General features: G+C 62.8%; 17 protein-coding genes. 13 read left to right on the forward strand and 4 right to left on the reverse strand.

Translation table 11 applies throughout. From position 1 onward, the window contains the following. Positions 1–151: 151 nt before the first annotated feature. A complete protein-coding gene (locus V3W39_RS13185) occupies positions 152–1,132 on the reverse strand; it encodes a sugar-binding transcriptional regulator (RefSeq protein ID WP_017479041.1) in 981 nt (326 codons plus the stop codon). 63 nt (positions 1,133–1,195) lie between these two features. Further along, on the reverse strand, positions 1,196–1,657 hold the full coding sequence (gene rpiB, locus V3W39_RS13190) for a ribose 5-phosphate isomerase B (protein ID WP_003215716.1): 462 nt from the start codon (positions 1,655–1,657) through the stop codon (positions 1,196–1,198). A gap of 284 nt (positions 1,658–1,941) precedes the next feature. Here rpiB and V3W39_RS13195 point away from each other — a divergent pair, with 284 nt between their 5' ends. From V3W39_RS13195 to dhaL, 7 genes are all read left to right on the forward strand, one after another. Further along, positions 1,942–3,429 (forward strand): sugar ABC transporter ATP-binding protein, encoded by a 1,488-nt coding sequence (locus tag V3W39_RS13195; RefSeq protein WP_330212738.1) that lies wholly within the window; start codon positions 1,942–1,944, stop codon positions 3,427–3,429. Continuing rightward, entirely contained in the window at positions 3,426–4,415 is a 990-nt protein-coding gene (locus tag V3W39_RS13200; protein WP_010172022.1) for an ABC transporter permease, read from the forward strand. The genes V3W39_RS13195 and V3W39_RS13200 overlap by 4 nt, the downstream gene beginning before the upstream one ends. 57 nt (positions 4,416–4,472) lie before the next feature. Next, complete coding sequence (locus V3W39_RS13205) at positions 4,473–5,480, forward strand: substrate-binding domain-containing protein (protein WP_169388881.1); 1,008 nt, start codon at positions 4,473–4,475, stop codon at positions 5,478–5,480. A 129-nt stretch (positions 5,481–5,609) separates the two neighbouring features. Continuing rightward, complete coding sequence (locus V3W39_RS13210) at positions 5,610–6,365, forward strand: SDR family oxidoreductase (protein WP_177077064.1); 756 nt, start codon at positions 5,610–5,612, stop codon at positions 6,363–6,365. A gap of 28 nt (positions 6,366–6,393) precedes the next feature. After that, on the forward strand, positions 6,394–7,509 hold the full coding sequence (locus V3W39_RS13215; RefSeq protein ID WP_008434653.1) for an erythritol/L-threitol dehydrogenase: 1,116 nt from the start codon (positions 6,394–6,396) through the stop codon (positions 7,507–7,509). A gap of 179 nt (positions 7,510–7,688) precedes the next feature. Then, a complete protein-coding gene (locus V3W39_RS13220; protein WP_177042436.1) occupies positions 7,689–8,690 on the forward strand; it encodes a dihydroxyacetone kinase subunit DhaK in 1,002 nt (333 codons plus the stop codon). 3 nt (positions 8,691–8,693) lie between these two features. Beyond that, positions 8,694–9,338 carry a dihydroxyacetone kinase subunit DhaL gene (gene dhaL / locus V3W39_RS13225; RefSeq protein ID WP_177042437.1) on the forward strand — a complete coding sequence of 215 codons (645 nt, stop codon included), beginning with the start codon at positions 8,694–8,696 and terminating at the stop codon, positions 9,336–9,338. 102 nt (positions 9,339–9,440) lie between these two features. Here dhaL and V3W39_RS13230 read toward each other — a convergent pair whose 3' ends face one another. After that, positions 9,441–10,319 (reverse strand): LysR family transcriptional regulator, encoded by an 879-nt coding sequence (locus V3W39_RS13230; RefSeq protein WP_177042438.1) that lies wholly within the window; start codon positions 10,317–10,319, stop codon positions 9,441–9,443. A gap of 103 nt (positions 10,320–10,422) precedes the next feature. On the opposite strand from V3W39_RS13230, the gene V3W39_RS13235 reads away from it, so the two are divergent. Both V3W39_RS13235 and V3W39_RS13240 read left to right on the forward strand, forming a co-directional pair. Further along, positions 10,423–10,908, forward strand: coding sequence for a GlcG/HbpS family heme-binding protein (locus tag V3W39_RS13235; RefSeq protein WP_330212739.1), 486 nt, complete (start codon positions 10,423–10,425; stop codon positions 10,906–10,908). After that, a complete protein-coding gene (locus tag V3W39_RS13240; protein ID WP_330212740.1) occupies positions 10,905–12,434 on the forward strand; it encodes an MFS transporter in 1,530 nt (509 codons plus the stop codon). Before V3W39_RS13235 ends, V3W39_RS13240 begins: the two co-directional genes overlap by 4 nt. Before the next feature lie 136 nt (positions 12,435–12,570). Here V3W39_RS13240 and sohB read toward each other — a convergent pair whose 3' ends face one another. Next, positions 12,571–13,596 carry a protease SohB gene (gene sohB / locus V3W39_RS13245; RefSeq protein WP_177042440.1) on the reverse strand — a complete coding sequence of 342 codons (1,026 nt, stop codon included), beginning with the start codon at positions 13,594–13,596 and terminating at the stop codon, positions 12,571–12,573. Between the two features lie 213 nt (positions 13,597–13,809). Between sohB and V3W39_RS13250 the strand changes: the two genes are divergently transcribed. The 4 genes from V3W39_RS13250 (at position 13,810) to V3W39_RS13265 (ending at position 21,546) form a co-directional block, all read left to right on the forward strand. After that, complete coding sequence (locus V3W39_RS13250) at positions 13,810–15,501, forward strand: ShlB/FhaC/HecB family hemolysin secretion/activation protein (RefSeq protein ID WP_330212741.1); 1,692 nt, start codon at positions 13,810–13,812, stop codon at positions 15,499–15,501. A 108-nt stretch (positions 15,502–15,609) separates the two neighbouring features. After that, the gene (locus tag V3W39_RS13255; protein ID WP_330212742.1) at positions 15,610–20,325 is read left to right on the forward strand and encodes a hemagglutinin repeat-containing protein; all 4,716 of its coding nucleotides are present in this window, start codon (positions 15,610–15,612) and stop codon (positions 20,323–20,325) included. Between the two features lie 139 nt (positions 20,326–20,464). Next, a complete protein-coding gene (locus tag V3W39_RS13260) occupies positions 20,465–21,175 on the forward strand; it encodes a histidine phosphatase family protein (RefSeq protein WP_177077052.1) in 711 nt (236 codons plus the stop codon). A gap of 56 nt (positions 21,176–21,231) precedes the next feature. Continuing rightward, on the forward strand, positions 21,232–21,546 hold the full coding sequence (locus tag V3W39_RS13265; protein WP_177077050.1) for an SCP2 sterol-binding domain-containing protein: 315 nt from the start codon (positions 21,232–21,234) through the stop codon (positions 21,544–21,546). Positions 21,547–21,633: the final 87 nt, after the last annotated feature.

Genomic DNA, 21,633 nt, shown 5'->3' on the forward strand with positions numbered 1-21,633 from the left:
CCAAGCGAGGTGCCGAGTGGTGGGGCAAGAGCGTTTTGCTTACTTTTGCGCTGTTCAAAAGTGAGCCGCTGTAAGAGCGGAACCAATAGACGCCGTTACCTAAATAACGGATATGCCCCCCCAACACAAAAACACTGATCTATCGTGCGTGTCAGCTTTTACGCGTCGCATCATCCAACGCCAAAATCGTATGAGCATTGGTCACCGTAGTCGCCAAGGTATTGATCACCCCCGACCGCAACGCCCCCAGCGTCGCCGCCGCCTTGGTATTCTCACTGGCAATCGCCACCACATCCGGAATCCGGAACAACTCCTGAACCGTCAACCCGATCACCCGCCCCTGGATGGCGTTGACCGCAGGCTGCCCGTGAATGTCGATAAAGTCATACCCCATCATGTCCCCCACCGTGCCGGACAACCGCGCCTGGGCGATTTCCTGCGGTGAAAACCAGCCCATGCGCACCATGTTGCTGTTTTCACTCATGTCGCCAATACCAATCAACGCCATGTCGGCACGGCGAGCACGGTCAAGGGTCGAGCGCACGGTATCGTTGCTGATCAACACACCGCGCAACTCCGGATTAGCCACCAGCGCCGGCGCATACAGGCTTTCACTCTCGCCACCAAACCGCAGGGCCAGGCGCCGGCAGATATGGTCGGGATTCATATATTCGCCAGCCTTGAGCGAACCACCAATGGCACACACAAACGTGCAGTTGCGAGTCACCGGCAGGAACACGTTATCCGCCACCGCGCCGACGTTACGGCCCATGCCAACCGCAACAATCATCCCATCGCTGAGGGTTTTGTTCAGGTAGTTGGCCACCAGGCTCGCAACCGCCGAACGCTGGGTGTCGGGGTCGCTGTGGTCGACCGCGATCAAGGCGCGGTCCAGCTGGAAGCGATCCACCAGCGCCTGTTCCAGCTCGTTGTTCATCGCCGGGTGCTGCAACACCCGCACTTCGACAATCCCTTCATCCCGTGCGCGTTTGAGCAGGCGGCTGACTTTTGCACGGGACAGGTCGAAGCGCTTGGCGATGGCTTCCTGAGTGACGTTCTCAAGGTAATAGAGCATCGCCACTTCGGTCATCAGGTCGATGTCGCTGGCGATGCGCTGGGTACTGTCACTCATGGGCACGGGCTTCCGTTTCGGTGTCAAAGGCACATTCTCCCGACTCTTGCCCCGTTCCGTCCACTACTGATGCCCGTCACGCTCGATCGCGTTGATGCGGTCGACCTTGGCCCCGGAACGCGCCGCTTCGAACTCCGACTCCAGGAACGACTTGACGATGCTCTTGGCCAGTTCCGCGCCGATCACCCGTGCACCAATGGACAGGATCTGCGCATCGTTGCTCTTGCGCGCCCGCTCCGCGGAATAGGTGTCGTGAGCCTGGGCCGCACGAATCCCCAGGACTTTGTTGGCCGAGATGGCCATGCCGATGCCGGTGCCGCACACCAACACGCCCAGCCGCTGTTCGCCGGCATTGATCGCCGTGGCCACCGCCAGGGCGATGTCCGGGTACAGCACCGGCGCCGTGGAGTGGGTGCCGAAGTCGGTCACCGGGTAACCCAGTGCCTCGATATGGCGCTTCAACAGTTCTTTGAGCTCATAACCCGCTTCATCGCATCCGATAGCCACCGGGAAAGGTGTGTTCATGGCGTTTGGCTCCGCTGCCGTTTTGGGTGCTGGGGAATGATCATATGATCACTCAATGAAATTTCGCTCAGTCATTTCTCGGATATTCCAGGCGCCCTGTCAAGCAGGATTTAGCTGACCTCACAGTCAAAGCCCTCTAAACCGGCACACTTTGCGCAAATCCGTCCATTTACAACTTTTCAGTGAAAGAGATTGACTGATCAGAATTTCATTTGATACACATATGCTCACAGCGAAACATGACTGTGCGACCTAATAAGAATTCACAGCACGAGGACACGCCGATGGCCACGCCATTACTGCTCCAGGCTGAACACGTCGCCAAGGCTTACGCCGGGATCCCTGCCCTGCGTGAGGGGCGCCTCTCTCTGCGGGCCGGCAGCGTCCACGCCCTGTGCGGCGGCAATGGCGCAGGCAAATCGACTTTCCTGAGCATCCTGATGGGCATCACCCAGCGTGATGCCGGGACCATCCTGCTCAACGGCACACCGGTTCAGTTCAACCGCCCCAGCGAAGCACTGGCGGCGGGGATCGCGATGATCACCCAGGAACTTGAACCGATTCCCTACATGACCGTCGCCGAAAACATCTGGCTGGGCCGCGAACCGCGCCGCGCCGGCTGCATCGTCGACAGCAAGGAATTGAACCGGCGCACTCGCCAATTGCTGGAAAGCCTGGAATTCGACGTCGACGCCACCAGCCCCATGCATCGCCTGAGCGTGGCGCAGATCCAGTTGGTGGAGATCGCCAAGGCGTTCAGCCACGACTGCCAGGTAATGATCATGGACGAGCCCACCTCGGCCATCGGCGAACGCGAGGCCGAAACCCTGTTCAAGGCGATCCGCCGCCTCACCGCACGTGGCGCCGGCATCGTCTACGTGTCGCACCGCCTCAGTGAGCTGGCACAGATTGCCGACGACTACAGCATCTTCCGCGATGGCGCCTTTGTGGAGACCGGGCGCATGGCCGATATCGACCGCGCCCACCTGGTGCGCGGCATCGTCGGCCAGGAACTGACCCGCATCGATCACAAGGTGGGCCGTGAATGCGCCGCCGAATGCTGCCTGGATGTCGACAGCCTGAGCCGTGCCGGCGAGTTCCAGGACATCAGCCTGCAACTGCGCCAGGGCGAGATCCTCGGTATCTATGGCTTGATGGGTTCGGGCCGCAGCGAATTCCTCAACTGCATATACGGCCTCACCACGCCAGACTCCGGCAGCGTGACCCTGCAAGGCAAGCCGATGCCCATCGGCCTGCCCAAGGCGACGATCCAGGCCGGCATGTCGCTGGTCACCGAAGACCGCAAGGACAGCGGCCTGGTGCTCAGCGGCAGCATCCTCTCGAACATCGCGCTGTCGGCGTACAAGCAGCTGTCGAGCTGGTCGCTGATCAATGCGCGCGAGGAAAACCAGCTGGCCCAGGACATGGTCAAGCGCCTGCAGATCAAGACCACCTCCCTGGACCTGCCGGTGGAATCCATGAGCGGCGGCAACCAGCAGAAGGTGGTGCTCGCCAAATGCCTGTCGACCCAGCCGATCTGCCTGCTGTGCGATGAGCCCACCCGGGGCATCGATGAGGGGGCCAAGCAGGAGATCTATCACCTGCTGGACCAGTTCGTGCGCGCCGGTGGCGCGGCGATTGTGGTGTCGTCCGAAGCCCCTGAATTGCTCCACCTGAGTGACCGTATTGCCGTGTTCAAAGGCGGAAGGCTGGTGACCATCAGCAGCGATACCGCCCTTTCCCAGGAAGCCTTGTTGAGTCTTGCCTCATGAATGCCAAATCACTTTCTACACCTGCAGCCGCCCCCATCACCACCGCACCGCGCAGCCGCCTGCGCCTGTCCCTCGACCGCTTCGGCCTGCCGCTGGTGTTTATCCTGCTGTGCCTGGTGATGGCCTTCGCCAGCGAATACTTCATGACCTGGCGCAACTGGATGGACATCCTGCGCCAGACCTCGATCAACGGGATCCTCGCCGTGGGCATGACCTACGTGATCCTGACCAAGGGCATCGACCTGTCGGTGGGCTCGATCCTGGCATTCGCCGGGCTGTGCAGCGCCATGGTCGCAACCCAGGGCTATGGCGTGCTGGCAGCGGTCAGCGCCGGGATGTTCGCCGGGGCGATGCTCGGGGTGGTGAACGGCTTTATGGTCGCCAACCTGTCGATCCCGCCGTTCGTGGCGACCCTCGGCATGTTGAGCATTGCCCGGGGCATGACCTTCATCCTCAACGACGGCAGCCCGATCACTGATCTACCGGACGCTTACCTGGCGCTGGGCATCGGCAAGATCGGTCCGATTGGCGTGCCGATTGTGATCTTCGCGGTGGTCGCGCTGATCTTCTGGATGGTGCTGCGCTACACCACTTACGGCCGTTACGTGTACGCGGTGGGCGGCAACGAGAAGAGTGCGCGCACCTCCGGGATCGGTGTGCGCAAGGTGATGTTTTCGGTGTACGTGGTCTCGGGATTGCTCGCCGGGTTGGCCGGTGTGGTGCTGTCGGCACGCACCACCTCCGCCCTGCCCCAGGCCGGCACTTCTTATGAGCTGGACGCGATTGCCGCCGTGGTGATCGGCGGCACCAGCCTGTCGGGCGGCACCGGCACGATTGTCGGCACGCTGTTTGGCGCGCTGCTGATCGGCGTGATCAACAACGGCCTGAACCTGCTCGGCGTGTCCTCCTATTACCAGCAGGTCGCCAAGGGCCTGATCATCGTGTTCGCAGTACTGATTGATGTGTGGCGCAAGAAAAAACGCTAGTCGCTTTTCCTCGAAAACCGAACTGAACGACCTACAACAATAAGCGGAGTTCTCATCATGAAAGTTGGTATTTCCCTGGCCGCCGTCGCGGCACTCTCCCTGCTCGCCAGCAGCATTGCCCTGGCTGCCGATGGCAAGACCTACAAGATCGGCGCGGCGGTGTACGGGCTCAAGGGCCAGTTCATGCAGAACTGGGTGCGTGAGCTGAAGGAACACCCGGCCGTCAAGGACGGCACCGTGCAGTTGACCGTATTCGACGGCAACTACGACGCACTGACCCAGAACAACCAGATTGAAAACATGGTGACCCAGCACTACGACGCGATCCTGTTCGTGCCGATCGACACCAAGGCCGGCGTCGGCACCGTCAAGGCTGCCATGAGCAACGACGTGGTGGTGATCGCTTCCAACACCAAGGTGGCTGACGCCAACGTGCCGTATGTGGGCAACGACGACGTGGAAGGCGGCCGCCTCCAGGCCCAGGCCATGGTCGACAAGCTCAAGGGTAAAGGCAACGTAGTGATCATCCAGGGTCCGATTGGCCAGTCGGCACAGATCGACCGCGAAAAGGGCGAGATGGAAGTGCTGGGCAAGCACCCGGACATCAAGATCATCGAGAAGAAAACCGCCAACTGGGACCGCGCCCAGGCCCTGGCCCTGACGGAAGACTGGCTGAACGCCCACCCCAAGGGCATCAACGGGGTGATCGCGCAGAACGACGACATGGCCCTTGGCGCGGTGCAGGCATTGAAGTCCCATGGGCTGACATCCAAGGATGTGCCGGTGACCTCCATCGACGGCATGCCGGATGCGATCCAGGCCGCGAAGAAAGATGAAGTGACCACCTTCCTGCAGGATGCCCAGGCGCAGTCCCAGGGCGCGCTGGATGTGGCATTGCGGGCGTTGGCCGGCAAGGATTACAAGCCGCAGTCGGTGATCTGGGAACGCTATGGCAAGGACGTGAAATGGGGTGACGGCACGGCCAAGAACTACATCCTGCCGTGGGTGCCGGTGACCAATGCGAATGCGGATGCGCTGTATCAGCAGGTCAGCGGTAGCAAGTGACCGCGCGCTCCCTGTAGGAGCCCGGCTTGCCGGCGATGGCGATCTCAAGATCAACACCTGCCTCAAGGCCGCCATCGCCGGCAAGCCGGCTCCTACAGTGGTTTTCTTTGTCAAAATGGAGTCATGTTCATGTCTGGATTCTGGAATCAAGCCTTCGACCTCACCGGCCGCTGCGCCGTGATCACCGGCGGGGCCGCCGGGATCGGTCTGGCTTGTGCCAGCCTGCTGGTGGAGCGCGGTGCGCGGGTGGCCCTGCTGGATCGCGACCCGGCCGTGGCCGACGTCGCCGCCAGCCTCGGTGCCGGGAACATCGGCATCGCCGTGGACCTGCGCCAACTCGACCAGGTGCAGAGCACCGTCGACTACGTATTCGATCACTTCAAGCGCCTCGATTACCTGGTCAACAGCGCCGGCGTCGCCCTGCTGGACAAGGCCCTGGACGTCAGCGAAAACGCCTGGGACACCACCCTCGACATCAACCTCAAGGCCAGCTTCTTCGTGGCCCAGGCCTGCGCCAGGCACATGCTTGCCCAGGGCAGCGGGCGCATCGTCAACCTGGCTTCCCAGGCGGCTGTGATCGGCCTGGACCGTCACGTCGCCTACTGCGCCAGCAAGGCCGCCGTGGTCGGCATGACCAAGGTGCTCGCGATGGAATGGGCGCCCCACATCAACGTCAACGCCATCTCCCCGACCATCGTTGAAACCGCCCTGGGCAAAAAGGCCTGGGCCGGCGAGCTGGGAGAACGGGCCAAATTGCAGATCCCGGCGGGCCGCTTTGCCCAGCCGGAAGAAATCGCCGGGCTGGCGTTGTACCTGCTCAGCGACGCCGCCCAGATGATCACCGGGGAAAACGTGGTGATCGACGGCGGCTACAGCATCCAGTAATTGATCTTTTGTCGTGAGGTTTATCGTCATGTCTACCGTTACCGAACGCACCGCCGAACAACTGTCGCCCGTGATTCCGAAAACCATGCAGGCCGTGGTCTGCCACGGCCCCGAAGACTATCGCCTGGAGACCGTCGACGTGCCGACGCCCGGCCCCGACGAGATCCTGACCAAGGTCGAGCTGTGCGGCATCTGCATGGGCGACATCAAGACCTACCGCGGCGCGCCGTCGTTCTGGGGCGACGCCGAGCAGCCGCGCTATGTGAAACCGCCGATGATTCCCGGGCATGAATTCGTCTGCCGCGTGGTTGCCCTCGGCCCGGGCGCGGAAAAGCGCGGGGTGAAGGTCGGCGACCGGGTGATTTCCGAGCAGATCGTACCGTGCTGGGGCTGCCGTTTCTGCAACCACGGCCAGTACTGGATGTGCCAGAAGCACGACCTGTACGGCTTCCAGAACAACGTCCAGGGCGCCATGGCCCAGTACATGATTTTCACCAAGGAAGGCATCATCCACAAAGTGCCGGACTCGATTGCCCCGGATGAAGCGATCCTGATCGAACCCTTGGCCTGTTCGCTGCACGCGGCGGAACGGGCGAATGTGGATTTCGACGACATCGTGGTGGTGGCCGGCGCCGGCACCCTGGGCCTGGGGATCATCGGCGCGGTGCGCATGCGCAACCCGAAAAAACTCATCGTGCTCGACATGAAACCCGAACGCGCCGCCCTCGCCCTGCGCATGGGCGCCGATGAAGTGTGGAACCCCGCCGAAGTCGACGTGATGGCGAAGATTCGCGAGATCACCGATGGCTACGGCTGCGACATCTACATCGAGGCCACCGGGCACCACAAGGCGGTGAACCAGGGCCTGGCGATGCTGCGCAAGCTGGGGCGCTTCGTGGAGTTCAGCGTGTTCAACGACGAGGCCACGGTGGACTGGTCGATCATCGGCGACCGCAAGGAACTGGACGTACTGGGTTCGCACCTGGGCCCGTACATGTACCCCCGCGCCATCGACTTCATCGGCAACCGCAAGATCGACATGCGCGACGTGGTGACCCACAAGTTTGCCCTGGCGGACTTCAAGGAAGCGTTTGCAGTGATGGAACGCGGGGACAAGTCGCTTAAAGTGGTCCTGGAACCCTGACTTGCTAAATAACACAGAACCCTGTGGGAGCCGGGCTTTGGCTTTTTGTGGGAGCTGGCTTGCCTGCGATGCAGACGCCTCGGTCTATCAGTGACACCGAGCCGATGCAATCGCAGGCAAGCCAGCTCCCACACAAGCCCGGCTCCCACACCCAGAACAAGAACACAGGAAACCGCGTTATGAATCGAGTGATAAACGATCCGGATCAGGTGGTCGAGGACATGCTGCGGGGCATTCTGGTCGCGCACCCCGAGCTGCGCCAGTACGAAACCAATCCACGGGTGATCGGCAAGGCCAAGCCTTCACCACAGGGCCGGGTGGGCATCGTGACCGGCGGCGGTTCCGGGCATGAGCCGGCCTTCCTCGGCTATGTCGGCCCGGGCCTGGTGGACGCCGTGGCCGTCGGCGAGATTTTCTCCTCGCCCACCGCCAAAAGCTTCTTCGACGCCTTCCGCGCCGCCGACCACGGTGCTGGCGTGGCGTGCCTGTACGGCAACTATGCCGGCGACAACATGAACGTGAAGCTGGCAATGAAGATGGCCGCCAGCAAGGACATGCGCATCCGCACCGTGGTCGCCAACGACGACGTGGCCTCCGCGCCCAAGGCCGATATCGCCAAGCGCCGTGGCGTGGCCGGTGAGATTTTCATGTGGAAGATCGGCGGTGCCGCCGCTGCCCAGCATTACGATCTGGACGGAGTGATTCGTGTGGCCCAGAAGGCGGTCGACAACTGCCGCTCCATCGGCATCGGCCTTACGCCCTGCACCATTGCGGCGGTGGGCAAGCCGAACTTCCAGATCCCCGACGGCCAGATGGAATTGGGCATCGGCCACCACGGCGAGCCGGGCATTGAAGTGATCCCTATCGAGTCGGCCGAAGCCATGGCCGCGCGCATGCTCGCGCCGATCCTCGCCGACCGCGACTTCAGCCAGGACGACAGCGTGGTGGTGCTGGTCTCGGGCCTGGGCGCGACGCCGGTGATGGAGCTTTACATTTTCTACGCCGAGGTTGAACGTCAGCTGCAGGCCAGGGGCTTGAAGATTCACCGCTGCTACGTGGGCAACTACTTCACCTCCCTGGAAATGATGGGCGTGACCCTGACCTTGCTGGGCCTGGACGCCGAGCTGAAAACCCTGATCGACCAACCCTGCCGTTCCATCGGCATGACCCAGGCGGACTGAACCATGAGCCAGCATTTCTCCACCCACGACGGCAGCGCCATCGTCGCCGACCTGGTGAGCGTGATCGTTGCCAACCGCGAGTACCTGAGCGAAGTCGACGGCGCCATTGGCGATGGCGACCACGGCATCAACATGGCCAAGGGGTTCGCCCATTGCGGGCGCACCATTGAAGGCCGCCAGTTGACCCTGGCCGAAGCACTGGACGAGTTGACGCTGAGCCTGATGGAAGGCATCGGCGGTTCCATGGGGCCGCTGTATGGCAGCCTGTTTATCGGCATGGCGGATGAGGTGCGGGGCAGCGAGGAGATTGACGCGGCGACCTTTGCGCATTTGCTGCGGGGCGGGCTGACGTCGTTGCAGGACATCACCGAGGCTGGTGTGGGCGACAAGTGTTTGATGGACACGTTGATTCCGGCGGTGGAGGCGTTTGAACAGGCCCATGCGTCGGGGGCGTCGTTCAGTGAAGCGCTGGAGGCGATGAAAAGTGCTGCTTCGCGGGGGCGCGACTCCACCAAGGATCTGGTGGCAAAAATCGGCCGCGCCAGCCGCTTGGGCGAGCGCTCGCTGGGCGTGCTGGATGCCGGGGCCGTGTCGTGCTGCCTGATTCTGACGCGGCTGGCGGATTCGGTTCAACCCCGACTGATCTAACCCAACCATTACCACCTCCGTAGCAGCTGTCGAGCCTTGGCGAGGCTGCGTAGCGGTACATCAGACACACCGCCACGCAGCCTCGCCAAGGCTCGACAGCTGCTACGGGAGGTTTGGAGTTTGTTTGACCTGCTCGATGTACCGCGCCACCGCCGGCGCCTTTTCAAAGCGCCGGTGGATCAGCGACAGCCACGACGACGCCTCGCTGCCTTCAATCCTGCGATACACCACGTTCGGCAACCCCACATGCCCCACCACCGACTCCGGCACCACCGCCACGCCCTGCCCCAGCGACACCAGCGCAATCACCGCCACCAAACCACCCGGCTGCGGCCCTAACCGAGGCGCATAACCGCCCTGCGCCGCCACATGCAGCGTGCCGCTGATCTGCTCGGGCAAGATAAAGGTCTCGTTCTGCAGATGCTCACAACCGATCGCCTTTAACCCCAGCAGCCACGAATCCTGAGGCAGCGCCAGCACAAACCCCTCACTGCTCAAGCGCACCGCGTCGACGCCATCAGGCAAGGTCATCGGCGAACGAATGTAGCCAATATCAAAACGCCCCTCCGCCACCAGCCCTGGCAACGCGGCCATGGGACTTTCCCGCACGCTCAGGCTCACATCCGGGCAATCCTTGCAGAACGCCTGCACCTGGCGCTGCAACAGCCCCGAATACACCGCCGATGCCACATACCCCAACTCGATATGACCGATCTCGCCACGCCCGGCGCGCTGGGCATTGCGTTGGGCAAACTCGAACTGGCGCACCGTGGCTTCGGCCTCGATCAGCAACGCGGCACCCGCCTCGGTCAGGCTGACTTCGCGCTGGCGGCGGATGAACAGGCGGGTGCCGAGGGTGTTTTCCATGTCCTGGATCTGCCGGCTCAGGGTCGGTGGCGCGATGCCCAACTGCTCGGCGGCGCGGGTGAAATTGCGTTGCCGGGCAACGGCCAGGAAGTAGCGGAAATGCCGTATTTCCATCACAGGATTAGCTCAAAGGTAATGAAGTTCGTTATGGCGCCTAACAAGGACGCCACTCGCCGGGGATAAGCTCGCGGTACGCTTACAGTAGAGAGGCTTTTCCATGTTCGTCAAATCATTGGTCCTGGCGCTTGCCGGTCTTTGCACCTTACCCGCAGCGCTGGCCGCAGAAGCACCCGCAAGCATTGCCCACAAGGCAATCCTGACGTTGGCGACGGCCCAGCAGATTGCCGCACACGCCCGCAAAGTCGCCGCTGACAAGGGCTGGCCCTGCGCCCTGGTAATCGTCGACGACGGTGGTTGGCCGATCCTGGCGCTGCGCATGGATGGAGCCCCGGTGGTGGCCGGCATCGAACTGGCCCAGGGCAAGGCGCGCACTTCAGCGCTGTTCAAGCGGCCCTCCGGTGACCTGGAAAACGCCATCAACAACGGCCGTCCGGCGGCCATCACGGCCAGCCTGTTGATGATGAAAGGCGCCCAGCCCATCATCCTTGAAGGCCAGGTGGTCGGCGCCATCGGCATCAGCGCCGATACGCCGGCCCATGACGACGAGATCGCCCTCGCGGCGGTCGGTTCGGTGCAGCCATGAGCAACGTCAGCCCACGCCTCACGCTGCTGACCGCCTCCGGGGTCTGCTCGCTGATTGTGCTCGACACCAATATCGTCGCCGTCACCCTCCCGAGCATCGCCCGGGACCTGGGGGCGAACTTTGCCGACATCGAATGGGTGGTCAGCGCCTATATGCTGGCCTTTGCCGCGCTGTTGCTGCCGGCAGGGAGCATTGCCGACCGCTTCGGGCGCAAGAAAAGCCTGATCTGGGGCCTGAGCATTTTCATCCTCGCCTCCCTCGGCTGCGGTGCGGCGCCGACTGCGTTGTTCCTGGATATCGCCCGGGCCGTCAAAGGTGTTGGGGCAGCCTTGTTGCTGACTTCTGCACTGGCCTCCATCGGCCACACCTTTCATGACGAAGTGGAGCGCGCCAAGGCCTGGGCGTTCTGGGGCGCGTGCATGGGCGTGGCGATGACCGCCGCGCCGACCCTCGGCGGTTTGATCACCCAGTACCTGGGCTGGCGCTGGATTTTCTACCTCAACTTGCCCATCGGGCTGAGTTTGATGGCGCTGTCGGTGCATGCCATCCCGCATTCGCGTGACAGCCAATCGGCGCGGCTGGACCCTTGGGGCAGTCTCGCTTTCAGCGCAAGCCTGCTGTGTTTGATCTGGGGCCTGATCGAAGCCAACCGCATCGGCTGGGACAACCCGCTGACTTACGCCCGGTTGCTGGGCGGCATCGCTTTGCTGGGCTTGTTTGTGCTCGCCGAACGCCTGCAACAGCGGCCCATGGTGGACCTGCAGCTGTTCAGGCACCCACGATTCATCGGTGCGCTGTTGGGGATGTTCGCCTACGCCGGCTGCGCCCAGGTGATGATGACGCTGCTGCCGTTCTACCTGCAGAACGGCCTGGGTTTTTCTGCGATAGCGTCCGGATTGGGCATGCTGCCTTTTGCCTTGACCATGCTGGTGTGCCCGAGGATTGGCGCACGCCTGGCCGGTCGCTTTGCGCCGGCGACAATGATGGCCACAGGGCTCACGCTGGTGGGTTGCGGCAACCTGCTCAGTGCCTGGGCGGTGAATGTCGGCGGCTACCTGCCCTTCGCCCTGGCGATCGCCGTCACCGGGGCCGGCGCCGGATTGCTCAACGGCGACACCCAGAAAAACATCATGGCCTGCGTGCCACGGGACCGTGCCGGGATGGCGTCGGGCATGAGTACCACCATGCGCTTCAGCGCGATCATGTTGGCGATCGGGGTGTACGGGGCATTGTTGAGCAGCCACAGCGAACAGTTGCTGCACACCAGCCTGGGCACGCAGTGGCAAGAACAGGTGTCGGGGATTGCGTCACGGGTGGTAGCAGGTGATATGCCGGCGGCCATGGCGCTGCTGCCTGAGTCGGCGCGGGTGATGGTGCAGCCACTGGCGCGGCAGGCATTTGTCGGCGGGTTCAGCGTGGTGTTGTGGGTGGCCGGATTGTTGGGATTGCTGGGGGCGTTTGTGGTGGGGACACTGATGCGCCATCCAATACCAGCGGTGCCGCAGGCTTCACTACCAACTCGGTGAGTTGACCACCACAAACCCATGTGGGAGCGGGCTTGCCCGCGAATGCGGAGTGTCAGTCAATACATGTGTGACTGATCCACCGCATTCGCGAGCAAACCCGCTCCCACATTTTGATCTTCGCCAGTCAGTTGATCTGTTACCAGAAACGCTGCTGGGTCAGGCGACTCCACCAGGTCAGCAGCACCCGATCTACCGAACCGCTGGCTGCCAGGCCTACCCGCTCCTGCAGGCTTTTACGCTCGGCATAGTGCAGGTGGAACACCTCGGCGGTCTTGGCCTTGGAGGCCAGGTATTCGTCGCTGGTTTGCAGCTGGTCTACCAGTTGCTTGTCCAGCGCCGCGACGCCGAGCCAGACTTCGCCGGTGGCCACATCGTCAATGGCCAACTGCGGGCGGTAGCGCGACACGAAGTTCTTGAACAGTTGATGGGTGATGTCCAGGTCTTCCTGGAACTTCTCCCGGCCCTTCTCGGTGTTTTCGCCAAACACGGTCAGGGTGCGCTTGTATTCACCGGCGGTCAGCACTTCGAAGTCGATGTCGTGCTTCTTCAGCAGGCGGTTGACGTTGGGCAGCTGCGCCACCACGCCAATCGAGCCCAGGATGGCAAACGGCGCGCTGATGATCTTCTCGCCGATGCACGCCATCATGTAGCCGCCGCTGGCCGCAACCTTGTCGATGCATACCGTCAACGGCACGCCGGCCTCGCGGATACGCGCCAGTTGCGACGACGCCAGGCCATAGCTGTGGACCATGCCGCCGCCGCTTTCGAGGCGCAGCACCACTTCGTCCTTGGGCGTGGCCAGGCTCAGCAGCGCGGTGATTTCATGGCGCAGGCTTTCAGTGGCCGAGGCTTTGATATCGCCGTCGAAATCCAGCACGAACACCCGTGGCTTGGCCTCGGGTTTTTTCTTGCTGTTCTTCTTTTCAGCCTTGCTTTCGGATTTGCGCAAGGCCTTGAGCTGGTCCTTGTCGAGCAAGGTCTGCTCCAGGCGCTCCCGCAGGCCCTTGTAGAAATCATTGAGCTTGCTGACCTGCAACTGGCCGGCAGATTTGCGACGCCCTTTGCTGCGCAGCGCGGCAAAACTGGCGAGAACCACCAGAATGGCGACCACCAGGGTGACGGTTTTAGCTAGAAAACTTGCGTACTCGGCAAGAAACTCCATAAGGCACCTGTGAGGCTTGAAAGGCGCAGTCTACGGGGATTGTCGTCGTGATGTCTAACACTGTCGAACGCAACAATTTCCTACAAAAATAACCATTTTTTCCTACTTGCGTAGCTCAATTCCCACAACATTTTCAGACCTGACGACCAGCATTTACGGGAAAAAACCGACTTAAACTCCGCGTTTATCGACCCTTCCGTAGAAGCAACGCTCATGCATAGCAGGCATCCCGACATTCCACGCCCCGTGTCCACTTCCTGGATGCTGGCAGCCCTGGCGATTGTGCTGATTGCCCCAGCGCCAGCCCTGGCCGCCGACCCACGCGCCCAGGAGCTTGAGCGGCGTACGCGGGAACAACTGGAACTGGAGCAACGCTTGCGCCTGCTGGAGCGTTCCGGCCCATCGTCCCCCAAGGCTGCGCCCGCACCACCAGCGTCGCCGCCCGACGAGCCCTGCTGGCAGGTCCGGGGGCTCAGGCTGGCCGGCAACACCTTGATCAGCCAAGGGCAGATCAATACACGCCTTCAGCCCCTGATGAGCGACTGCATGGGCGTCACCCGACTCAACCAACTGCTGGCGGCCCTCACCGCGCTGTATGTGGACGCCGGCTACATCGCCAGTCGGCCTTACCTGGCGCAACGGCCACAGGACGGGCAAAGCCTGGAGATCCGCATTGAGGAAGGCTTTGTGGAAAGCATCGAACTCGCGGCCCCGGAGCTGGCCATCTCGCTGCGCGGCGCCTTCCCCGGCATGCTCGGCAAGCCGCTGCAACTGCGCGAGCTGGAACAGGGCCTTGACCAACTCAACCGCCTGCGCTCCCTGGACCTGACCGCCGACGTGGCCCCCGGCAGCCTGCCCGGCGGCTCGCGCTTGCTGATTCGCCCACGCACCAGCGCCGCGCCGATCGGCGCCGTGGTGAGCTACAACAACCGTGGCACCGACTACATCGGACCCAATAACGGCGCGCTGACCCTGACCTACGACAGCCCCTCGGGGTTAAACGACTTTATCGCCCTCGCCGCCAGTACCACCCTGGACCAGACGTCCGCCTACAGCCGCAGCCAAAGCCTGTACTACAACATTCCCTACGGTTTCTGGACCCTGGCCTTGAGCGCCAGCCACTCGCAATACCGCTATCCGGTCCAGTTGCCCAGCCAGGCCGTCCGCGCCAACGGCCAGACGAGTCAATACAGCCTCAGCCTCAACCGCCTGCTCTGGCGCGACCAGGGCACGCTGCTCAACGGCATGCTGCGCCTGAGTTCAAAGCGCTCGCAGAGTTACTTCGCCGAACAATACCTGGCCATCCAAAGTCCGAGCCTGACGGTGGCCGAGGCCAGCCTCAACCTGGTGAAGATCACCGACGGCCTCTGGAATACCAGCGTGAGCTACGCCCAGGGCCTGGACTGGCTGGGAGCCGACCGCGACGAGCAACGGCTGTCGCCCGCGCTGCCCCGCGCGCAGTTTCGCAAGTATCGAGCCGACATCAGCTACTGGCGCCAGGGCCGCGATGCGCAATGGAACTGGAACAGCCAACTGGCCTTGCAGTACAGCCCCGACCCGCTGCCGAGCCTGGAACAGATGCTGCTGACCGACGACTACGCGGTGCGCGGCTTTCGTCAGGACCTGGTACAGGCAGCCAATGGCGCGGTGTGGCGCAACACCCTGAGCCTTTCCCGCCACCTCGGCGCGCAATGGACCCTCAGCCCGCGCCTGGGGCTGGACATAGGCTGGAGCCGGCTGGTGGCGGGCGCCGAAAGCCAGCGGCTGGCCGGGGCCAATATCGGTGTCGGCCTGAGTTCACGCGACTGGCAGCTGGACCTGGACTACCAGCGCCGACTCTTCGGCCCGACCCCTTCGAGCCGGGAGCCCGGCTTCTGGCGCCTGGAATTGAGCCTGCGAATGTGAATCCACAACACGGGTGTTCCGGACCAACACCCGAGGAGCTTCACCGTGCTCGCAAGGAACATAAGGACAGTGCACGCAACCCGATAACAACAATCACAAGGTTTCGTCATGAAAAGAACTGCGCACCTCCCCCCTTCCGCCCTCAAACCCTGCCAGACCTTGCGCTGGATGATCGGCAGCCTGGTATTTATCCACTACCTGCAGCCCGCCATCGCCGCCGACGGAGCAATCGTCATGATGACCATGCAGGCTGCGCCGAGCCTGGTCCCGGCGCCCGGCGGCGCCACCGTGTCCTCCAACCAAGGCGTGCCGGTGATCAACATCGTGGCCCCCAATTCGGCGGGCCTTTCCCATAACCAGTTCCTGAACTATGACGTCGAGCGCCAAGGCCTGGTGCTGAACAACTCCACGCTGGCCGGGCAGTCGCAACTGGCCGGGCAACTGGGCGCCAACCCGCAGTTCAATGGCCGCGACGCCAGCCTGATTCTCAACGAAGTGATCAGCCGCAACAGCTCAAGCATCAATGGCCCACAGGAGATCTTCGGCCGGGCCGCCGACTATGTGCTGGCCAACCCCAACGGCATCAACGTCAACGGCGCCAGCTTCATCAATACGCCGCGCGCCACGTTTGTGGTGGGTAGCCCTGAGTTGGAAAACGGGCGCCTTGCACGGCTTTCGACCCTCGACGCCAGCGCCGGGTTGACGGTCGGCGATCTGGGAGTGAGCAACATGGGCGGCGCCATCGCGCTGATCGCCCCCCGCATCGACACCACCGGCAGCGCAGACGCGCGGGGCGACCTGGAGGTGATCATGGGCCTGAATCAGGTGGCGTACGAAGACTTGCGGATCGAGCAGACCCGCCAGCCCGGCAGGCCGACGGTGGATGCGCAATTGTTCGGCGCGATGCAGGCCGGACGGATCAATATCATCAGCACGGCCGACGGGGTTGGGGTCAAGGTGGCGGCGCCGTTGCTCGCCGCCGGTGACCTGAAAGTTGCCTCCGCCGGCAACCTGGAGATTACCGGCAGCACGTTCACCAACTCGCTCGTCGCCAACCGCAACGTACTGAACAGCGACAACGGCGATGTGCAGTTGCACGCCAAGGACGACCTGGTGCTCAAGGCCTCCGACGTCAATGGCCGCAACATCGATGCCAGCGCCGGGGGTGACGTGCGCCTTGACGCGCTGACCAGCTCGCGCACGACCGAAAAGCAGGAAGACTGGAGCAAGAAAGTCCTGTTCATCACCACCGAAACCTACGACAAAAAAAACACCGAGACCCGTCTCCAGCAACAGGGTAGCCACCTCAAGGCCAGCGGCAACCTGACCCTCAAGGCCGGTCAAGACATCGACCTCAAGGCCTCCACCGCGAGTGCCGACGGCACTTTGCAGGCCAAGGCCGGCAAGGACCTGCGCCTGACCGCGCTGAACGACGCCACGCAAACTCGCGAAACCGTCAAACACCGCAAAAACCTCTGGCGCGGCGATTACGACACCACCGAAACAATCGAAACCGCTCGCAGCAGCGCCCTCGTCAGCGGCGGCGCCATGACCCTGGCCAGCGGCGAGAACCTGCACGTGCTCGGCAGCCAGGTGCAAAGCCAGGGCGACTTGACGGTCGACGCCGGGGGCAAAGTCGAAATCGGCACCACTCGCGTGATCCAGGAACGCCTGGAAAAAAACTACAAAGGCGACCTGCTCTCCGGGACGTTTTTCGGGCAGAACGCCCAGGACGATCAAAGCCAGGACCTGGTGGTCGGCAGCCAGGTCGACAGCAACGGCACCCTGAGGATCAGCTCCGAAAACGTGGTCATCAGTGGCAGCCAGGTACTGGGCCGCAAGGATGCGCTGCTGATCAGCCAAAGCGGCGCCCTGAGCATCGACGGTGCGCAGAACCTGATCAGCTCGGACAAATCCGCCACCGACAGCAAACTGTTCGGCCTGCTCAAGGACCAGACCCGCGAGCGCAAGAACACCACCACTCAGGTGCGCAGCCAGGTGCAATCCCAAAGCAACCTGCGCCTGCAAAGCGCCAGTGACGTGAACGTGATCGGCTCCGACGTGGCGGCACAAGGTCGGCTGGAACTGGAGGCCGCCGGCGACATCAACCTGCTGGCGGGGAAAAACACCGAAAAAACCGTCACCGAGACAGACCGGCACGGGTTCTCTGCGTCAGCCGGCGAAACCAAGGAAGCCGCGCCCGGCGTCAAAGGGTCGGAGCAATACCAGGCCGGGATCAACTACAACCAGCAGCAAACCACCACCACCGTGGACACACTCACCCACGAAGGCAGCCAGCTCAGTGGTGGCAGCGTCGATATCAACGCGGGCAACAATCTGCTGGTCAAGGGTTCGGACGTGACGGCCACCGACGGCGATCTGAACCTCGCGGCCCAGTCCATCGAGTTGCTCAGCGAGGCGGATAAAAACCGCGAGGTCGTGGAGGAAGACAGCCTCAGCCTGGGCCAGTTCTACACCGGCGGCATGGACCGCGCAGGCGGTGGCTGGCAGGTCGACAAGGATAAGGAAGTGACGACCACCGACATCACCAAGGTTCAATCGAGCCATTTGAACGGGGCAGGAAATATCAATGTGATTGCCAGCGATGGCCAAGGCCGGATCATCACCGAAGCCGTTAAGGTGAAGGCCGAGGGTGAGCTGAATATCAGTGCGGGAATCCTGGACAATCGCGCGGTGTACGACAGCGTTGTCGAGACCCGAGAGGTCGATCACTGGAGCCTCAGCGCCGGTGCCAATATCGAGTACAAGGACGTGACCCGGCCGATCAAGAAAGTGGTCGACGGAATCGACCAGACCAAGGTCTACCAGCCGTCGGTACTGGATGCGCTGGACCCGCCCAACGCCGGGCTCGACCTGGCCGTCGGCGTACGGGACGCCAGCGCCGAGTCCGGGTCCGCCACGGCGGTGGTGAGTGAGTTCGAAGGCGGCTCGGTCAACGTGCAGGTCGACGGCGCACTGACCGACACCGGCACCCGTTACGAGGCCACCGACGGCACCCTTTCCATTACCGCCGGGAGCCACGATTTCGCGGCCGCCGAAGACACCACCTTCGCCCGGGACAAGGGCACCGATGTGGATACCTCGTTACGGACCTATACCACCACCGGCAGCGACATCAACGCGCGTATCCTCGGTGCGGGCGGCCGCTTCGACCTGCGGCAGGCCACCGGCACCGCCGTACCCGGCAGCCTGGAAGGCAAATACGGCATCCAGGTGCAACTGGGTACTGACGGTCGCTATGAAAGCACCCGGTTTGACGCCGGAAAAGGTGACCTGAAGATCCGCACGCCCGGCTCCCTGAGTTTTACCGAAGCCCGCGACTGGCAAACCAGCAACGAAACCACTCTGGGCGGATTTGGCTGGGTGGAAGCCGGTACCAGCCCCGACACCCTGAAAAAAGCCAACGCCGGCGGCCAGCTCGACAAGGCCTGGCTGGACGTCGAAGACACTCAAGGCCGCAGTGCCAGCCTGTTCGCCGAAGGGGTGACCGAGATCGTCGCCGGGCAGGACCTGACGCTGCAGGGCACGCAAATCGACAGCAACGGCGATGTGCGGCTCAAGGCCGGTGGCGACGTTGAATTCCTCGCCGGCGTCGATACCTACTCGGCCCGAGGCGGCAACCTGGGCGGCGGCGGGCGTGTAAGCGTCAAGGCCACCCAAAGCGACACCGCCAGCGGCGGCAATGGTGCATTCGGCCTCCAGGGCAGCGTGGGCAGCATCGATGAGCGCATCACCCTGCAACGGGGCGGCAGCGTCGACAGCCGCGGTACGGTGCAAATCGAGGGCCGCAACGTGCAGCTGCAAGGGGTGCAAGGCAACGCCCAGGCGTTCGAGCTGGCCGCCACCGACGGCAATCTGATCCTGGAGTCCGCCGTTTCCGACGAGCAGCGCAATAACAAAGCCCTGTCCGCCGGGCTGGGTGCCAGCCTCGCCCGTAGCTCGGACTCGTCCAATAACGGCTCGGGCCTGTTCGCGCGGGTGAAAGGCGGCATCGACCAACTCGACAGCCAGACCCACGACAACACGCGCCTGCGGGCCGACCGGGTACAACTCGACAGCCGTGGCGACACGCGCTTGCTGGGCGCCACCGTCACGGCCGGCGAGGTCAGTGGCCGGATCGGCGGTGACCTGCGGGTGGAAAGCCGGCAAGACCAGGTCCGGGGGTTGACGTTGAATGTGGATGCACAACTGGCCACCGAAAAAAATCCGTCTGGCGGCATCGATAAGGCCAGCGTTGCCGCCGGCCCGATTGGTGGCAGCGTGAAAGAAAAAAGCAAAAAACTCTACGAAAAGGCCGGCGACAAAACCCAGGCGCTCAAGGATAAATTGCTGGCCAGAAGTACTGGCAGCCCGGGCACCTCCCGTGACCGCTTCAAGGACCTGCTGTTCCAGAACCCTGAAAACCGCGATGTCACCCCGACCTTGCTGGCGGACTTCAGCCGTACCCGCAACAACACCGTGGCCGAGGCCTCCGGCATCCAGGGTCGTGACGGCGTGAATCTGCAGGTGGCGGGCGGTGTCGACTTGCTCGGCGCGCGGATCGGCGCCAGCAACGGCGCCGTGGACCTGGGCGGCGCGGCGGTTACCGGCAAGGACTTGAGTGGCCGCGACCAACGTACGGACCTGGGCCTCAATGCCTCCTCGTCCCCGTTGCTGCTGGGCCTTGCACTGCGCGATGCGTACACCGACGCCCGCGACCCGCAAAGCCTGGCCGACGAGCAGTTCGATACCGGCCTGCTACGCGCCGGCGGGCACGACCAGAGCCAGTTGCTGACCAGCGGGGTTGATCAAAAAGGCCGCTGACAACGGCGCACGAGCAAGGCCGCCCCGGCGCCGGGGCGGCCTTCCAACGAGCTTTTAAAACAAGCGTATGTTTTTTCATTGACAGCTTCCCGGCATCCTCATAACCTCGCCAGACTTTCAACGTACCGGGAAAACGGACGTGGGCAGCATCTACCTGATTCGACATGGCCAGGCCTCCTTCGGTGCAGACGACTACGACGTGCTGTCGCCCATCGGCGTGCAACAAGCGCAAGTGCTGGGCAGCCATCTGGCGGAACTGGGCCTGAGCTTCGACCGTTGCGTGTCCGGCGACCTGCGTCGCCAGCAGCACACGGCCACCGCTGCCTTCGAACAGTACAGCGCCCTTGGCCTGCCGGTACCGCCGCTGGAAATCGACAGCGCGTTCAACGAATTCGATGCCGAGGCAATCATTCGCGCCCTGCTCCCGGACTTGCTGCACAGCGAACCCGAAGCCCTGCACATCCTGCGCAACGCCGCGCAAAACCGTGGCGAGTTCCAGCGCATCTTTTCCTTGATTGTCGAACGCTGGCTGGCCGGCACCTACGACCCGCCGGGCCTGGAAAGCTGGCTGGGGTTTGTCGAACGGGTCCAGGGCGGCCTGCAACGCCTGCTCGAAACCGCCGATAACAGTCACAAGATCGCCGTGTTCACCTCCGGCGGCACCATCACTGCCCTGCTCCATCTGATTACCCGGATGCCTGCCGCGCAGGCCTTCGAACTGAACTGGCAAATTGTTAACACCTCGCTCAACCAGCTGAAATTCCGTGGTCGCGAGGTGGCACTGGCTTCCTTCAACAGTCATACCCACTTGCAACTGTTGAAGGCGCCGCAGCTCATCACCTTCCGATGAATTGCGGCCAACCGTGACCCCAAGGTCACTGGACTCACCATAAAAGGATCGAAACCATGACTGACGTAGCTAAAGCCGTAGAAGCAATGAAAGCCAAATTCAACCCAGCCGCTGCCGACGGTCTGGACCTGGTGTTCGGTTTCCGTATCGACGACACCAAGAACTTCTCGCTGGTGGTGAAAAACAACACCTGCGAACTGCTGGAAGGCGAAAACCCTGACGCCCAGGTCACCCTGGTGATGGACGCCGAAACCATGGAAGGCATCGTCGACGGTTCCACCGATGGCATGCAGGCATTCATGGGCGGCAAACTGCGCACTGAAGGCGACATGATGCTGGCGATGAAATTGAGCGAGCTGTTCCCGGCCTGATCAGGGTAACTCTGGCCAGACCAGGTGAGTTTGTGTGGGAGCCGGGCTTGCCCGCGATAGCATCACCTCGGTGCAACTGATTCACCG

The organism is Pseudomonas sp. Z18(2022), assembly GCF_036346535.1.
Classification (GTDB): domain Bacteria; phylum Pseudomonadota; class Gammaproteobacteria; order Pseudomonadales; family Pseudomonadaceae; genus Aquipseudomonas; species Aquipseudomonas yamanorum_A.

What these genes read in the sequence shown, in the direction of transcription:
- V3W39_RS13255 (WP_330212742.1), top strand. Translation starts at nt 15,610, where the DNA reads ATGAAAAGAACTGCGCACCTCCCCCCTTCCGCCCTCAAACCCTGCCAG.
- sohB (WP_177042440.1), bottom strand. Translation starts at nt 13,596, where the DNA reads ATGGAGTTTCTTGCCGAGTACGCAAGTTTTCTAGCTAAAACCGTCACC.
- dhaL (WP_177042437.1), top strand. Translation starts at nt 8,694, where the DNA reads ATGAGCCAGCATTTCTCCACCCACGACGGCAGCGCCATCGTCGCCGAC.
- V3W39_RS13200 (WP_010172022.1), top strand. Translation starts at nt 3,426, where the DNA reads ATGAATGCCAAATCACTTTCTACACCTGCAGCCGCCCCCATCACCACC.
- V3W39_RS13205 (WP_169388881.1), top strand. Translation starts at nt 4,473, where the DNA reads ATGAAAGTTGGTATTTCCCTGGCCGCCGTCGCGGCACTCTCCCTGCTC.
- V3W39_RS13195 (WP_330212738.1), top strand. Translation starts at nt 1,942, where the DNA reads ATGGCCACGCCATTACTGCTCCAGGCTGAACACGTCGCCAAGGCTTAC.
- V3W39_RS13265 (WP_177077050.1), top strand. Translation starts at nt 21,232, where the DNA reads ATGACTGACGTAGCTAAAGCCGTAGAAGCAATGAAAGCCAAATTCAAC.
- V3W39_RS13220 (WP_177042436.1), top strand. Translation starts at nt 7,689, where the DNA reads ATGAATCGAGTGATAAACGATCCGGATCAGGTGGTCGAGGACATGCTG.
- V3W39_RS13240 (WP_330212740.1), top strand. Translation starts at nt 10,905, where the DNA reads ATGAGCAACGTCAGCCCACGCCTCACGCTGCTGACCGCCTCCGGGGTC.
- V3W39_RS13185 (WP_017479041.1), bottom strand. Translation starts at nt 1,132, where the DNA reads ATGAGTGACAGTACCCAGCGCATCGCCAGCGACATCGACCTGATGACC.
- rpiB (WP_003215716.1), bottom strand. Translation starts at nt 1,657, where the DNA reads ATGAACACACCTTTCCCGGTGGCTATCGGATGCGATGAAGCGGGTTAT.
- V3W39_RS13230 (WP_177042438.1), bottom strand. Translation starts at nt 10,319, where the DNA reads ATGGAAATACGGCATTTCCGCTACTTCCTGGCCGTTGCCCGGCAACGC.
- V3W39_RS13210 (WP_177077064.1), top strand. Translation starts at nt 5,610, where the DNA reads ATGTCTGGATTCTGGAATCAAGCCTTCGACCTCACCGGCCGCTGCGCC.
- V3W39_RS13250 (WP_330212741.1), top strand. Translation starts at nt 13,810, where the DNA reads ATGCATAGCAGGCATCCCGACATTCCACGCCCCGTGTCCACTTCCTGG.
- V3W39_RS13215 (WP_008434653.1), top strand. Translation starts at nt 6,394, where the DNA reads ATGTCTACCGTTACCGAACGCACCGCCGAACAACTGTCGCCCGTGATT.
- V3W39_RS13235 (WP_330212739.1), top strand. Translation starts at nt 10,423, where the DNA reads ATGTTCGTCAAATCATTGGTCCTGGCGCTTGCCGGTCTTTGCACCTTA.